The sequence below is a fragment of the Rhodococcus sp. RS1C4 genome (assembly GCF_002258225.1).
GTDB lineage: Bacteria > Actinomycetota > Actinomycetes > Mycobacteriales > Mycobacteriaceae > Rhodococcoides > Rhodococcoides fascians_E.
Window position 1 is genome coordinate 38,991 of sequence record NZ_NOXZ01000033.1, and the last position, 15,623, is coordinate 54,613.

Below are 15,623 nucleotides of genomic sequence, written 5' to 3' on the forward strand. Positions count from 1 at the left end.
GTTCTGGAGCAGGCTGAGTCAGTCGGTTCGGTATCGGACCCAGTCGACCGACATCGTCGCCGGGAATTCGGTGTCGGCGTCGGTAGGACCTGGCCAATCGCCGGCGACCGCGACGTTGAACAGCAGGTAGAACGGCTTGTCGAACACCCAGTATTCGTCGCCGCCGTCGAGTTGCGCCGGGGTGACCGTCTGCAGCACCTGATCGTCCATGCCGATCACGATCTTCCGGGGCGCTTTCTCGACCCAATAGACGTGATACTCGTCGGCCAGGTTGTTGGCCGGGTACCCGGCGAGCTGAACCTTCTGGCTGTTCAGACTGTCCGCCTGTGGAGCGTGCACACCGATGTGGAAGTTGTCCGCCTCGTTCAACGTCTCGATCGCATCGATCTCACCGGAAATCGGCCAGCCGACGTCGTCGATGTCGGTCCCGAGCATCCAGAAAGCAGGATGCAACCCAGCGCCGGCAGGCATCTTGATACGCGCTTCCACGCGGCCGTAGGTGAACTCGAACTTGTCCTTCGTCGTCACCCGCGCGGAGGTGTAGCCGTCCGGCGTGCGCAACGCGGAGATGGACATGTTGCCGGACCCGTCCTGGTACGCATTGTCGACCGAATCGGTGTAGTTCTGTTTCTCGTTGTTACCCCACCCGGTCCGGCCGGTGTCGTAACTCCAGTTGCTGGAGTCGATCCTGGATCCGGACGGTCCGTCGAACTGGTCGTACACCGTGAAACCGTTCACCGCTTCGGCGTCCGCTGCCTGTGAACCCGTCGCATCGGACTGCGGCCACAACTCGCGGTACGCAACGACACCCACCCCGACAGCCAGAAGCAGAACCACAGCAAGGACTGCGAACGACGGCCACCGTCGTGTCCGCCGATGCGGAGGACGCGGCGGAGTCCCGGAGGACGGAAGTCGTGATACCTCGACCGTCGGCGGATCATAGCGATGGGTCATCGATCGTTCGTGCCGATCGGTCCACGGTGCCGGTCGGCGTTCGTGCTGCCGTAGACCGGACGCTCGTCGGGGCTGTACGTATCGGCGGACGCGTCCGCCTCACTGCCCGCTGCGGTGTCCAGAATTCTCAGCCGGCGCGCAGTCCTGCGATGTGCCACGGCGAGCACCACCGTCGCGACCAGAATCGCGTACACGACGACGCGCTCGATGGTGCCGATTCCCAACCCGAAGTTGTGTCCGCCGATGAAGCACAGCGACGCGGCCAGTCCGATCCACCCGAGCGTCGTGACCGTGATCCGGACCGAGCCGTGCAGCGAGCGATGCCCACCCGCCACGATGAGCCCGAGCGATCCGACGACGAACATCAGCGTCGCGCCGAACGAGTGCACGCTGTAGTTCAGACCCTGGTTGATCGACCCGGCGACGACGGCACCCAGCCCGGCGACAGCAAGGAGGACACCGCCGCGGACGTCGAGTACACCCGTGACCATCCACGCCACAGCCGCGACCACGAGGGCAACGCCGACGAGCGCGATCGACACGTCGGCCAACACGTAGAGCTTGCTGCACGGCCACGAACCGGTCGGGCCGCAGAACGGAACGCCCAGTTCGCTGATGAAGTTGGTCCGGTAGCTGTACAGACCCCGCCACGTCGCCGCGACGACGAACTCGAACACGAACAGTTGCACCACCGACAGACCTGCCCAGTAGCCGATGCGTGCCCACAGGGACGCGTCCGGTCCGGTGGTCGGGTTGCCGCGCAGCGCCCGGCGGGCCTGCTGCATGTGAATGCTCATCGGGACACTTCCTGCGCACTGAGTAGAGCAACGGGATCGGACATCGCCAGGTTCAACGCGGACTGTACTGCGTCACGGTCGAAGAAATTGTCGTGGAACGACGCGGTCACATGGAACACGTCGCGAATGTGCATGGAGGTGACGACGATGGACTCCGGCACACTCGGTTCGCTGAGCGGCACGAAGACGCTCTGTTCCGGGTCCGCAGTCCACGCGATGCCGTCGAATTGCGGAATACGCCCGACGTCGGAGAACGTGAGCCGCGCATCGGCCGTCGCGGGAGCCGTCGCCGTCGAGATGGCCGGGAGAGCGGAACGGGTGCGCAGGTACGTCATCGTGCTGAGCGCCCCGGCGGCGAGCGGGCGGCCCTTGTCGATGGCGTGCGCAACGGACTCGTGCAACGCGGTCGCATTCGTCGGGTCGACCCCCTCGAAGTCGATCCCGACGGCGAAGTTGCCGAGTGCGACGCCGTCGGTACGTAGGTAACGCCTGCAATCGAACAGGAATCCGGCCGAGTACGACGTCGAGATGCCGCGCGTGGACAGCGCCGTCGCGATGGCAGCGCACAGAATGGACGTGACGGACACCTCGGGGAGATTGTCCCGTCGCCACGCACGGATCGCCGCGGGTGCACCGGCAGCCGACGTCGCTGCTGCCACCGCAGGCGAGCGGCCCCACGGCACCCGTGCCTGCTCCATCGGCGCGAGCGCGGGAGTCACGAGTTCGGCCGGGGGCTGTCCGAACTTGCCGTAGAGAACGTCGACGACTTTGCCGGGGTTGCGCGCCATCCAGCCCGCCAGTGCACGGGGGAGCGGGTTGCGAAGCGTACGTGCCTCGGCCCACCCCGGAAGAGCAGGAACGGCAACAGGATCCGCGAGAAACGCAAACAATTCGATCGGCAGAACCGCATCGCTGAACCCGTGCGACAGATCCAGCAGCAAGTATTCACCGGCGAGTACCATCCGGATCGGAACATCGATCGACACCGAATCGGACAGCTGCTCCAACTGCTCGACCACGTCGGCGCGACCGATCGGAGCAGAAGTCGTGACGTGGTCACAGACCGACTCCGGACGGTAGGACCACTTCCTCGAGTTCGGATCCACCCGCAAACCGAGGCGCGTCTCTCGGCCGGACGACGCGAGCCGGTGGAGTCGCTCCTTGACCCTGTCGATGCCGCCGAAGTCCGCCGGTCCGAGAGCGCAGACGATGCGGCCCTCGGAGCGCAGCATGTCCATCGCGCTGGCTTTGTAGTGTGCTCGGCTCACGGTGCGCTTCTTCCAGGTGCAGGTTTTCGATAGGGGGCGCGTAACGGGTCCGTGGTTTCGAGGTGCGCGGTTCGGAGGTGATGCGCACCTGCCGAACTGAACTCGCGATCCTGGGTGCGGTGCGTCGATGGACCGAATTCACGAGACGAGTTGTCGCGTGCAGGTGGCGGTGGGTACGGGCCGCTGGGCGGGAACGGATCCTCGGGCGGCTCTTCGCCACGTGAGGACAATTCGCGGATCCACTTGATCAACGGAACTATCAACACGAGCGCGCCGAACGCTTCCGCGGCGAGGTACGCCCACCCGACAGCAGCGATTCCGAGCCTGGACGACAGGGTCAGAGAACCGACGATGATGATCGTGGTGGCAACGACCTGAACGACGACGGCGAGCCGCATGCGGCGCTGCACACGGGCCAAACCGTCGTACAACGAGCCGATGACCGACAGCGGAATGGTCACTGCCGCCAACTGCACGATGATGGTGCCGTTCTCGCGGTACTGCTCGCCGACGATCCCCAGACCGAACGGCGCGATGACGGCGAGGAAGAAGGAACCGCCGACGGCCACGATGCACACCATCGTCATGAAGCGTTTGGTGAGGCGGTTGAACTGCTCGGGGTTGGCCGCCACTTCGGCGACGAACGGGCCGACGAGCACGCTGATGAGAATGTACAGTGCGCTGACGATCGACCAGGTCAACGAGAAGTACGCGTTGTCCTCGGCGCCCAGGGTGGCGACCACGATCATCGGAACGAGCAACGGAGCGAGCGAGCCCAGCGCCGTGATGCCGTAGGCGGATCCGAAGTAGGACCACAGCTCGCGCCTCGGCGGAAGATCCGGTTCCGACTGGTAGCGCGGCTCGTTCCTGAGGTTCTTCAACATTGCTCGGAAGACGACGACCGACGCGATGATCGCGGGGACTGCCCACGCCGCGATGATCGAGGTGCTGCGCGCGGTCGAGAACAGAGCAAGCAGGAGAACGAATTTCACGACAGCGTGAAAGACGTTCTTTCCGGCCGCCCACCGCGCGACTCCCAGCCCGGAGGACGTCTGGTCCTGCAGAGCGAACACCGCGAGAACAGCGACGAAGGGTGGGAACGAGACGATCTCGGCGGTGGAGGTGAACATCTTGTCCACCGGTGCGACGAGGAGAAATCCGCAGCCCAACACGAACGCGAACGCGGTGACCGTGATGTACCCCCGCACGACGAACGACTTGGCGAGCCTGCCGGAGACAGGTAGAAAGCGTTCGTACATCGACCCGAGGCTCAGATTGGACAGCGTCGAGAGCATCACCGCGGACGTGATCACGGCCGATGCGCTGCCGACCTCCGCAACCGGATAGAGGCGTCCGGCCGCGGCCCAGAACAGCAGACCGAGACCGCCGGTCACGACGGTGGACAGCATCATGGCCAGCGAGTTCAGCGCAAGATTGCGGTCGGAGCTCTTGGTGTCGGTGCCCGACGCGTTCTGTTCGGACGTGTCCAGGTTCGTGGATTGCAGCAGCGGGGTGCCGTGAAGGTGAGGCTCGGGTGCCTGCACTTTCTGGATCGGCATGGTGTGAGCCATGAGGCCCATGTCCCAGCGAACCGGTTCGAGCGGATACCACTCGAGCCGTTGCAGATTGTCGTGCCGGGGTGGAGCAATTTTCGGAGCGCGGTGCTTCACAGTCGATTCCACCCGACCGGTACAGGCGGCGACGGCGCGACGATGTCGACGTCGAACGACTCGGCCGCGGCCTGGAGCAACTCGGCGCGCACGGTCTCTCGCAGGTCTCGACCGTACAGCGAGTGATCACCACTGTCGAAGGACTTCACGACGGCCGGCCGTACCGACCCGCCGTGTCGACGCCTCGCCGCACGCTTGCCGCGCAGTCGCTCCATCCCTTCGGGACCGCGGTTGTCGACGAACCACTCGGTGTCGGTGGGGGACAGAAGCACGGTGGTACGTACGTTTCCGGCCTCGAGCAGACGCAGGGAGATCTCCGGCACCTGAATCAGGCCGCGGTTGCCGAGCCAGAACCACAGGGGGTACGGCATGGCCGACTGGGCGCGGTTCTTCACCGTGACCCCGATGTCGTGGAGTGCGTCGAGAGCTTTGCCGACGATGCCGGTGTCCTCGGTGCGCATCGAGGATCGTTTGACGAATTCCAGGCGCTTCGTCGTCCAGTCGAGTGTGTTGAGCAGAACCGCCGAGCCGACGCCCAACTCGCGGGCGGCGTAGCTGGAGTACCACGAGCCGGAGCACATTCCCGCCACCATGACGTTCCGCGGCGCAGTTCCCGCTGCTCGGACGGCAGCGAGCGCGTCCTCGTTCCCCGCGTCGCTGTAGAGGCGAGTGATCTCGTCGTCGAGGACCTCACCGCTTTCGCCGGTGCCCCGCCGATCGAAACGCAATGTCGATACGCCCTGAGCAGCAAGCACTCTCGACAGTTCGACCCAGCTGCGGACGGGACCGACGCGGTGCTCGTTCGCTGTCGGATAGAACACGACAGCCGGGCCTCCGGGTATGCACTCCGACGAGTACGTGCGAATACCGAACAGCGCATCGGGACCGACGGATTCGATCTCCTCGCGGACCGCGCCGAGGTTCGAGACGGTGCGCAGCGGCACGGACACCTCGGAGGTGACGTCGCCGAACTTGTCCGCCACCCACTCTGCGATGTGCGCGATGTCCGACGTCGGAAGCTCGACCTCGAAATCGCTCGGTTCGAGAAACGCGTCGTGGCGGGACAGGGTGTGCTCGTCGGCGTTCTGGTTCGCGACGACGGTGCGAATCGGCTTGGAATCGCCCCGCTCGGAACGGGTCGCGACCAACACGGGAGCCATGAGCGACGGCACGGCGGTGGTGTCCAGTCGACCGAAAGCTTTCGCGGCGTCCGGGTGCAGTACAGCACCGATGATCGAGACCCTGGGGTCGACGTCCGAGTCCTGGGTCACGCTGACCGAGTACAGGGCCTTCTGCTCGTGGACATAGGACCGGCCGCGCACCACCGGATCCCACAGAGTGACCGCGGCGAGAGGTCCGACCTCCGAAGCGACGGACGCGGCGAGCAGTGCACCCGCCCGCAGTCCCACCAAGGCGACGTCGGTGACGCCACATCCGCGTACGTAGTCGACGGCCGTCGCGATGCTGTTCTGCCACAGTGCGACATTGTCCGCCGCATCCTGCGCTCCGTACGAGTCACCGGTACCTGCGTAGTCGAATCGAAGAACGAGAAGCCCGCGCGCGCACAGTTTCTGCGCGAGAAGCGTCAGGCCGCGGTAGGAATCGACCTGTTCCTTGCCGAGCGGCGGGCAGAGGACGACTGCGCCTCGCGCGAGACCACCGGCGGGAACGTGCACCGTTCCGAAGAGTCCGGCGTCCTCGGGCCCGAACCACGTCGAAAACTTCCCCTCGGCGGTCGGATCGGCCGCGCTGGGCACGTCGGCATTGTGCAGTGCAGTACTTCGACTGTTCACTTCGGCGTCCTTCCAATCAGGTCGAGAGACGGGTCGAGGGGGGAGACGTGCTGAGAGATGCCTGCCGTGAGGGTCAGGACAGGGCGGCGGGCCACTTGCTGCGGTCGAGACCATGGGTGCGCAACATCGCCAACGCGATACGCTCCATGCCGAATCCGACACACGCACTGTGAGCGGGCTCGCCGTCGACGGTGTGAATCCCGAAGGTGTGCCCGAAGTGGTCACGGTGGCAGTTGCACGAGACGACCGCGGTGCCGTCGTCGAGGTCTCCGTAGAGCTTCACGACGAGTTCGGTCTTGAGGTTCTCGTTTCTCTGGTTCGCGGCCAGCATTCGGCCGGCGCGTCCGAAGAACGGATCGTTGGCGATGACTGCTTCTGCCTCCAACCCGAGATCCGCGAGGACCTCCAGTCCCCGGGTGACCCAACGCTCGCGGTGCGCGATGGCGTCGTCGGGCGTACCGACACGAACGTATTCGTGCATCCGGAAGGCCTGCATCCGTGCGGGATCGACAGCAGGTTCGTGGCGGAAGCAGTAGCCGTAGATGTCGAGCAGACGACCGTCCTCCGGCAACGTTCCGGTCATCATCGAGTACGAGGGATGGCATGCGGCCGACACCAGCATGGTGCCGGCGGACTCCAGGTGGTGATCCCAGTCCTTGCCTTCCGAACGGTCGGCGAGGAGTGCGGCGTGCGCCTTGTTGTCGCCGTCGAACGTGTTGATCGCGCCGGTGAGATTGGGGAACGATGCGATGTAGTCGGTGCGCTCGAAGGCCTCCCGCGGGAAGACCGGAGGGAAACGGAATCTCGGTGCGGCGTAACCGTGCTCGGATGCACCCGCAGCTTTCACTCGCTCGTCGATGGTCTCGATGATGTCCTCGAACTCGCCGGATCGGCCGTACAGGCCTTCGACGGAGCTGGGGACCAGCAGGCCGGCCTCGACGAGTTCGTTGCGGAATTGTGCGCGCGCGGTGTCCAGTTCGGTTGCTTCGTGGGTGACAGTCATCTATTTCCCCTTGTACACGAGTGCGAGCTGCGAATTGTGGCCGAGGATGCGCTCGTTGCTGACCATGATGGCCGAGCCGTGCGCATCGCGAAGGTGGCGACCGATGCTGAGCTCGCCGTCCTGCCGGTAACCGGAGATGCCGCAGATCTGCATCGCTTTCCCGACGATGTCGATGACGAGCGTCGACGCAGTGACCTTGACGTTGTTGATCCTGACGGCGAACCCGATCGCTCCCAGTTCTGCGGGTGAATCGGAGATCGCTTCGAACTTCCCCGCGGCTCCGAACACCGTGTCCACCAACTGCTCGTGCACCACGTAGAGCTCGGCGAGGCGCAGTGCCGCGGGCGGTGTCACACCGGGCGTACGGCTGGCCGCTTTGCGAACCGACTTGCGTGCCTTGGTAACTGCCGCATCCGCAATGCCGAGCCATGCCGCACCCCAGAGAACGTGGGCCGCGGGAAGCATCGTCTGCGCCGAGATGTCTCCGTAGTTGTCACCCAGAATGTTCGACGACGTCGTCGACGCCTCCAGCTGGAATCCTGGGCTGCACGTTCCACGGAATCCCAACGTGTTCCACTCGCCCGTCCTGGTGAGGACCACGTCCGGCTTCTCGCAGACGACCAGCACCTGATCGCTCGGAGGGCTGTCCAGCGAACGGCGTGCGGTGGCGAGAACGAACTGGGCGTACTCGCCGTAGGAGATGACCGGGGCTGTCTTGGAGAGTGTGATGTGCTCCCCGTTGTACTCCACCGCGCAGCCACTGGTTCGGACGTCACCACCGATGTTGATCTCGGTGGTGGCCGATGCGACCAAGGGTTGCTCGGCAGCGAGACGCTGCAACAGCGCGATCATGGCGTCGGACTTGCCGTGGCGAACGATGGACAGCACCTGCGACTGGTGCATCACGAAGATCATCGCCGAGGACGCGCACTCCGCTCCCAGGGAACGGGCGATGTGCGCGAGGTCGGTCAGGGACTTCCCACCGCCGCCGAACTCCGTGGGAATGCCCGCAGCGAGCAGCCCAGCTCCGCGCATGGCCTCGACGGATTCCGCCGGGAAGCGTGCGTCGCGGTCGACCGAGTCCGCGTGCTCACGCAACACGGCAAGGACGTCGGACAGCGTCGGGGCGTCGGTTTGGTAGACGGTGGACATCGGCGATCAGTCCGTCAGCTGCGCGAGCGCGGTAGCGATGGCATCGATGCTGCCGAACGTGGACTTCTGCAGCATGGTGTCCGGGAACTCCACGTCGAACTCGTCCTCGAGCGCGATCATCACGTTGACGCTCGCATGGGAGGTCAGGCCGTTGTCGTACAAATCTGCGTCGGTGTCGATATCCGCCGCGGACACGGGCATCTTTCCGAACTTGTCCAGAACGTCCCGAACACGAGCAACGTCACCAGAATTGAGCGTTTCCACCCGAGTACCTCCACCGAATCTCGTTTGATGTCCGAGACCGGACGGCCTCGACTCACGACCGTGGGTAGGAAGTTGCACTGCTGTTCCAACCCAGAAGTCTCCCCAGACCCACCCAAACAATATCTTAGATTGTTTTGAAGCGTTACCGAGTCGGGGTAGTTTGCTCCAAGAACCTTTTGTCGGCTCCGTGCCACCAGCCGGGAACCCACCCGTGCTGTGGTGTATGTCGCATCTGCCGGAGTTCGATCGACGGCCGCGACCGCGTGCGCGAAGTACAGTGGTCATGGGGTCGGGACCACAGAAATTCGAAGGAAACACGTACCGATGGGTGGAGTCTGCGGCGTGGCCGTGGAGTCCGATGCCGTCCGCATCTCTTATTTCCGAGACGGACAACGCATCGAGGACTCGATAGATGCCGAGGGAGCCAAGTGGCTCCTGAACGGCAAACTGGCCGACTGCGGACCATTCGACGACGTCGTTCTCACCGGTCGTGACTCGGATGCAGTCGAAACGCTGTTGGCCTCCATCGACGCGGGGAACACCTCGACGATCCGGATGGTCGACGAGTCCGCAGCCCTGCTCGCCTACGCACGGTCCGTCGATCAGCTCGCGAACGCGCGTGCGCTCCTGGTTCTCGATCTGGGTCGGTACGGCACCTCGGCGTTCACGCTCGACGTCGCCGGAGGTCGAGTCACTCGGACTTCGCGACGTGCCGCGTTCTCCGGCGAGGTACTCGACGACGTCGTCGAACGTCTCGTCATGGCCAAGGGCATCCTGCCGCCTGCCCACGGAGCGGACGCCGAACAGGAATACCGCGCGTTCTTCCGTGAGCTCAAGGAACTGATCACCGCGTCGGCCGGTGTGCGCGCGCCCGGGAACGGCCCCATGCTCCTCACCCGCGAGGAGTTCGAGGAAGCAATCACGTCCTCGCTTCTCCAGACTCTCGCGTGGGCGTCGCCCGAAGATCCCGACGCGATCCTGCTCGTCGGCGGCCAGGCGCAGATTCCTCTGGTCGGAGCCCTCGTCGAGCAAGAGTGGGATTGCCCGCTCGTCGTCCCGGCGTCGCCCGCATCGGTGTTCGTCGAGGGAGCTGCGCTCGAAGCTCTCCCGATCGCGCCGGAAGTGGGTCTCGACGACGTTCTCGAAGAGCAGTACCCCGGGCTGTTCGAGGAATCCGACAGTGACCGGAACGACGACGACCGGAACGACGCCGACCGGAACGACGACGGCACGGATGTACTGGAAGTCCGGACACTCGACGACACGGAAGCAGCCACGACGCCTCTTCGTATCGTCGCGCCCGGCCCGGCAGCGCCTGTCCGCGAGCGAGAAGACGCCTCTCGCCCTGGACACGGCACGACGGCCGACACCGACGAATCCTCGACGCAGGCCGCCGCCCCGAAACCCCGTCGGCGTCTGCGGTGGTCCGTTCGAGACGCGGCCGGGATGGCGGCCGTCGCGGCGGTCGTGGTGCTGGTGTGGGCAGTCGTCTTCGTTCGTGGAGACACGCCCCCGCCGCCGGGAATCGGAATCGATCCCGTCGACAGCCCGACGAGCCAGGTCTCCGTCGCCGAAGGAATTCCGACCGTGGTTGCTCCCGATCCTGAGTTGCCCGAACCCGGGGTGCCCGATCCCGAACTGCCCGGCGCTCTCCCGGGCGACACGGGGATCGTCGACCAGAACGAAACCGTCGACCCGGAGTCGGGGCAGGAGCAGTATGCCGAAGTCGGTTTCGGCTCCGGTACCGGACTCGACGTCGGAAACTGACCGCTCGGCTCCTCGGGCCAGAGCCGCATCGGCTCCGTGCACCCGGTAGCGTGGCGCTTCGAGGACGATCCCTTCTCGTCCGACCGTGCATTTCGAAACGAGGCAGTCGATGACCGTGTTGTTGGGGGTGTCCATGGGCGCCCATGCCGTCCGTATGGCCCTGCCACGGAACGGCACAGCTCTCCTGCCGCCCCGCGTTCTCGAAGCTCCGCAGCAACTCTTCTTCCGTAACCAGGTGATCGACACCGTCGACGACGACGTCGAATACCTCGCCGCCGAGTCCATCAGCGCTGTCGCAGCCGAGTCCGAGCCGTCGATGTCCACCGGCGTCGCCTACCGCGACGAGCACCAGGCCGACACGCTGGTGCGGGCTCTCGACAACCAGCACCTGCACAACTACCGCCTGGTGCACGAGGTGGAAGCCGTCGTCGAGTATCTGGTCGCCAGCGGTGAGGCGGCCGGGTACTCCACCGTCGCGCTCTACGACCTCGGAAGCTCGGGATTGAACGTCAGCGTCGTCGATCTCGACGCTCGCCGTGTCATCACGACCCGTCGCACCACCGAGTTCAGCGGCGACCGCTTCGACGAGATCCTGCGCGACAATCAACTGCAGCGGCTCCACAAGCCCCTCGACGCACCGGACATCGATCTGTTCACCAGGCGCTGCCGCGTCGCCAAGGAACGACTGTCCGGCAACGACGCCGTGTGCCTCCCGGACGAGAGCGGAATGATCCTGCTCTCCCGGGACAGTTACGAGACCTTGATCACCGACGAGGTCGACCGGTCCATCGAGTTCGCACGCGACGTGCTCATCGCCGCGCACGTACCCATCGACGCCGTGGTTCTCGTCGGCGGCGGCTCGCGCATCCCGCTCGTCCGGAAGAGGGTAGGGCCGTCGCTCGACCTTCCGGCGTTGACCCCCAACGAGCCGGAATCGGTCGCCGCCCGCGGCGCGGCGCTCTCGGCCAGGCCTGCGGAGGGTCAGGCTGGGGTGGCTCGGGGTGCAGTGGCTCAGAGTGCAGTGGCTCAGAGTGCAGTGGCGCAGGGAGCGGCCCCGGCACCCTCCGGCGCCCCGAACGGTCGCCCGGTGCCCGCGCGTCCTGCAGCGTTCGCGGGACCCGTCGCGCCGCGCCCGACCGATGCGACACCGACGATCTCGATCTCACGTGACGACCTTCCCGCCGACCTGCCGCCTCTGGTGAGCGCATCGGCTCTGTCCGCTGCCGCGGCTCCCAGTCGTGCGACGCCTCCGCTGTCCGCGCCTCCGCCGTTCACGCCGCCCCCGGTAGCTCCTGCCGAACCGGCATCGCCTACGGGATCGGAACCGGACGAGTCGTCGCGTCCGGGGTCCGAGTCGCCGGGGTCCGAGAAGCCGGTGTCCCATTTCGCGTTGAAGAACGTCTACTGGCTCGATGCCGCTTACGAGGACGACGACGGTGAGGACGAGTCCGAGCGGACTCGTCGTCGCGTTCGGTCCTGGTCCGTCGTCGGGGTCGCCGCGGCCGCGGTGATCGCGGTATCCGGGTTTCTGCTGACCCGGCCGAGCAGCGAGCCGGCAGTGGTCGACACTGCAGTGACCCAGGCGCCTGCGCCCAGTGTTGCTGCGACTACACCACCCTCGACGGTTCCGAGCACGCCCGTCGCGCCGGTCGCCCCACCGCTGCCGGTCACGACCACCACGGAAGCGCCCGCGCCGACCGAGGCCACCGTCGCTCCGCAGCCGCAGAGCGTGGAAACTCAGGTGACGGAAACTCAGCAAGCGCCACCGCCTGCACCGACGCAGGAGGTTCCCGAACCTGCGCCCGCGCCGCCGCCGCTGATTCCAGGGTTGCCGGACTTCACGTTGCCGACCATTCCTCCACTGTTCCCGCCTGCGCCCTAGCTCAACGGGACGGGCTGTTTCGCGGTCTGACGTGCTCGAAGATCAGAATCGTCTCCGTCGCGGCGACGGCCGGGTGTGCGCTGAGATTGTCGACGACGAAATCGCGTAGCGCAGCGGTGTCCACGGTGGCGATCTGAACGAGGAAGTCGTCGGCGCCTGCGATGAAGTAGATGTTGAGCACCTCTTCCAACGCCGCGATCTGGCTTCCGAACTCGCTGATTCGCTTGCGCGCATCGGCCTGGAGGCGCACCGAGATCATCGCCTGGATGCCCTGCCCCAGTGCCTCGGGGTCGATCTCGGCGTGAAACCCGCGGATGACCCCGCGTTCGACGAGTGACCTGACTCGGCTGAGTGCTGTCGACGGGGCGATTCCTGCGGCCGCAGCCAGAGCGTTGTTGGGGATACGCGCGTCGCGGCGAAGTTCGTCGATCAGGATGTGGTCGATGTCGTCGAGCCGAACGTGCCGAACATCGTTCGACGGGCGACCCTTCGAGGGGCGTCCCGATGAATTTTCCGAAGACATGATGCGACTGTACAGAATTATGTTCACATCAGTTGTGGCTTGACCGCTGATAATTCAGAGTTGGCGTACCAGCTCAATCGATTCGGCTTAGGAGCACGTCATGAAAATCGGAATTCCACGCGAGATCAAGAACCACGAGTACCGGGTTGCCATCACCCCGGCCGGTGTTCACGAATTGGTCTCGCGCGGACACGAAGTCATCATCGAAACCGAAGCAGGTACCGGATCGTCGTTCAGCGACACCGACTTCAAAGCGGCGGGCGCTCAGATCTTCACCTCCGCGGATGCGGTCTGGGAAGCTGCGGATCTACTCCTGAAGGTCAAGGAGCCGATTGCCGAGGAGTATCACCGACTGCGCTCGGGCCAGGTGCTGTTCACGTACCTTCACCTCGCGGCATCGAAAGAGTGCACGGATGCACTGCTGGCGTCGGGAACCACGTCGATCGCCTACGAGACGGTCACCGCTCCGGACGGCACGCTGCCCTTGCTCGCGCCGATGAGCGAGGTCGCCGGTCGACTCGCGCCGCAGGCCGGGGCCTACCACATGATGGCCAGCGGAGGTGGGCGCGGAGTTCTGATGGGCGGAGTCCCCGGAGTGCGCCCCGCCAACGTTGTCGTGATCGGAGCCGGTGTGTCCGGCCGTAACGCGGTGGCCATCGCTCACGGCATGCACGCCGACGTCACTGTGATGGATCTGAACGTCAAGGCGCTCAGGGCAATCGACGACCAGTACAAGGGCGCCGTCAAGACGGTGGTGTCCAACGCGCTCGAGCTCGAACACGCAGTTCTCGATGCGGACATGGTGATCGGCGCAGTGCTGGTTCCCGGCGCGAAGGCTCCGAAGCTCGTCTCCAACAGTCTGGTTCAGCGCATGAAGCCGGGCTCGGTTCTCGTCGACATCGCAATCGATCAGGGCGGCTGCTTCGCGGACTCGCGTCCCACGACGCATGCCGATCCGACGTACCGCGTTCACGAATCGGTGTTCTACTGCGTCGCGAACATGCCGGGCGCCGTGCCGCGCACCTCCACCTACGCGTTGACGAACGCGACTCTGCCGTACGTGATCTCACTGGCGGACAGGGGATGGGAAGCCGCAGTCGCCCAGGACTCCGGATTGAAGGCCGGGCTGAGCACGCACGCAGGCGAACTGCTGTCCGAGACCGTCGCCGCGGCGTTCGTCTGACACTCAGCGTGAATGGCGACCGGACTTCTTCGGTGCCGCCCGCTTCGGTCCGGCAACTCCGCCCGGTCGTGCGAGCAGTGCGGCTATGCCCGTTGTCAACGGAACGGACAGAGCAAGGGCGACGCCTCCGACCGACGATCGCACGATCTCGATCGCCACGGCGTCACCCGTCAGCACGTCCTGGATGGACCTGCCCGCCACGCTGAACAACAACAGCAACGGCAGCGCTCCACCCGCGTACGCGAGCACGAGGGTGTACACCGTGCTCGCGATGTGGTCGCGGCCGACGCGCATCGCCGACGAGAAGATCTGCCGTCGGGTGGCGGTGGCGTCGGCGGACGCGATCTCGAACGCAGCCGAGGCCTGCGTGATGGTGACGTCGTTCAGCACGCCGAGCGATCCGATGATGAAGCCGGCGAGCAGCAGCCCGGTGATGCTCACCTGCTGGATGTAGGCCTGGACGTCGGTGTTCTGTTCTTCCGACAGACCCGTCAGATGAGTCATTCGGATCGCGACGTAGGACAACACCGCAGCGAGCGCCATCGAGGTCAATGTCCCGAGCAAGGCGGAGCTCGTGCGTAGGTTCACTCCGTGCGCCAGATACAGCACCGCGTACAGGATGATCGACCCCGCCACCAACGCAACGGGTATCGCCGGGGCGCCGTCGAGCAACGCAGGCAACATGAAGCCGACGAGAACGGCGAAGGCGATGATCAAACCGATCAACGCACGGAAGCCGCGCCACCTGGCCACGACGCAGATGACGACCGCGAAGACGGCGACGATGATCGACAGCGGCAATCCGCGAGCGAAATCGTTGAACGAATACTGCGTCGTTCCGTTCGGATCGGTCTGCCGGACCAGTCGCACGCTCTCACCGGTACGGATGTCGGGTTGGCCTGGACCGGGCACGATCTCGATGAGAGTTCGTGTCCCCGCGTTCGGCCCGGAATCGATGGTCACGATGCTGCGCTGGCATTCGTATCCGGCGCCGATCGGTGGCGTCGGATTACCGGTGAAGACGCGTCCGGCGGAACCGCTGCCGCAGGCGCCGATGTCCTGGGACACGACCGTCCCGGCTTCGGTGTTCACGGCCCCGCCGCCCGAGGTCTGGAACGGAAGCGGGATCTCGACGCTCTGTTTGCTCGGCCAGAGCAGCACGGCTCCGGCAACGACAGCGAGACCGATGGCCAGCAGTAGGCCGATCACGATCCGGGCGGCGACGGGTCCGAGTGGAGCCGGCTCGTTGCTGTGACCGTGACCGTGTCCATGCCCGTGTGAATCCACGGTGCAAGGCTAGTGGGTGACGACGCGTCGGACCCAGCGCGACGCGTCGTCACCCACTAGCCTTGCACCGTGGATTCGTT

At 65.4% G+C, this 15,623-nt stretch carries 13 protein-coding genes; 3 read left to right on the plus strand and 10 right to left on the minus strand.

What is annotated here, in order from left to right; all coding sequences use genetic code 11:
• Positions 1-18: 18 nt before the first annotated feature.
• From CH289_RS17230 to CH289_RS28770, 8 genes are all read right to left on the minus strand, one after another.
• A complete protein-coding gene (locus CH289_RS17230; RefSeq protein WP_143545093.1) occupies positions 19-954 on the minus strand; it encodes a glycoside hydrolase family 16 protein in 936 nt (311 codons plus the stop codon).
• On the minus strand, positions 951-1,751 hold the full coding sequence (locus CH289_RS17235; RefSeq protein WP_052060150.1) for a DUF998 domain-containing protein: 801 nt from the start codon (positions 1,749-1,751) through the stop codon (positions 951-953). The genes CH289_RS17230 and CH289_RS17235 overlap by 4 nt, the downstream gene beginning before the upstream one ends.
• Positions 1,748-3,019, minus strand: coding sequence for a hypothetical protein (locus tag CH289_RS17240; protein ID WP_094728217.1), 1,272 nt, complete (start codon positions 3,017-3,019; stop codon positions 1,748-1,750). The genes CH289_RS17235 and CH289_RS17240 overlap by 4 nt, the downstream gene beginning before the upstream one ends.
• Positions 3,016-4,689, minus strand: a complete 1,674-nt coding sequence (locus CH289_RS17245) for a lipopolysaccharide biosynthesis protein (RefSeq protein WP_094728218.1) — start codon at positions 4,687-4,689, stop codon at positions 3,016-3,018. Before CH289_RS17245 ends, CH289_RS17240 begins: the two co-directional genes overlap by 4 nt.
• Positions 4,686-6,482: an alpha/beta hydrolase family protein gene (locus tag CH289_RS17250; protein ID WP_094728219.1), complete on the minus strand. Its 1,797-nt coding sequence runs from the start codon at positions 6,480-6,482 to the stop codon at positions 4,686-4,688. The genes CH289_RS17245 and CH289_RS17250 overlap by 4 nt, the downstream gene beginning before the upstream one ends.
• Before the next feature lie 73 nt (positions 6,483-6,555).
• A complete protein-coding gene (locus CH289_RS17255) occupies positions 6,556-7,485 on the minus strand; it encodes an amino acid--[acyl-carrier-protein] ligase (protein WP_094728220.1) in 930 nt (309 codons plus the stop codon).
• Positions 7,486-8,637 (minus strand): acyl-CoA dehydrogenase family protein, encoded by a 1,152-nt coding sequence (locus tag CH289_RS17260; RefSeq protein ID WP_020110746.1) that lies wholly within the window; start codon positions 8,635-8,637, stop codon positions 7,486-7,488.
• 6 nt (positions 8,638-8,643) lie between these two features.
• Positions 8,644-8,901 (minus strand): acyl carrier protein, encoded by a 258-nt coding sequence (locus CH289_RS28770; protein WP_020110747.1) that lies wholly within the window; start codon positions 8,899-8,901, stop codon positions 8,644-8,646.
• 324 nt (positions 8,902-9,225) lie between these two features.
• On the opposite strand from CH289_RS28770, the gene CH289_RS17270 reads away from it, so the two are divergent.
• Both CH289_RS17270 and CH289_RS17275 read left to right on the plus strand, forming a co-directional pair.
• Entirely contained in the window at positions 9,226-10,668 is a 1,443-nt protein-coding gene (locus CH289_RS17270; RefSeq protein ID WP_094728222.1) for an Hsp70 family protein, read from the plus strand.
• 109 nt (positions 10,669-10,777) lie between these two features.
• The gene (locus tag CH289_RS17275; RefSeq protein ID WP_094728223.1) at positions 10,778-12,550 is read left to right on the plus strand and encodes an Hsp70 family protein; all 1,773 of its coding nucleotides are present in this window, start codon (positions 10,778-10,780) and stop codon (positions 12,548-12,550) included.
• A 1-nt stretch (position 12,551) separates the two neighbouring features.
• Here CH289_RS17275 and CH289_RS17280 read toward each other — a convergent pair whose 3' ends face one another.
• Positions 12,552-13,073, minus strand: coding sequence for an Lrp/AsnC family transcriptional regulator (locus CH289_RS17280; RefSeq protein ID WP_027498627.1), 522 nt, complete (start codon positions 13,071-13,073; stop codon positions 12,552-12,554).
• A gap of 100 nt (positions 13,074-13,173) precedes the next feature.
• Between CH289_RS17280 and ald the strand changes: the two genes are divergently transcribed.
• Positions 13,174-14,256: an alanine dehydrogenase gene (gene ald / locus CH289_RS17285; RefSeq protein ID WP_037139384.1), complete on the plus strand. Its 1,083-nt coding sequence runs from the start codon at positions 13,174-13,176 to the stop codon at positions 14,254-14,256.
• Positions 14,257-14,259: 3 nt separating this feature from the next.
• Here ald and CH289_RS17290 read toward each other — a convergent pair whose 3' ends face one another.
• Positions 14,260-15,543: a YibE/F family protein gene (locus CH289_RS17290; RefSeq protein WP_033189133.1), complete on the minus strand. Its 1,284-nt coding sequence runs from the start codon at positions 15,541-15,543 to the stop codon at positions 14,260-14,262.
• Positions 15,544-15,623: the final 80 nt, after the last annotated feature.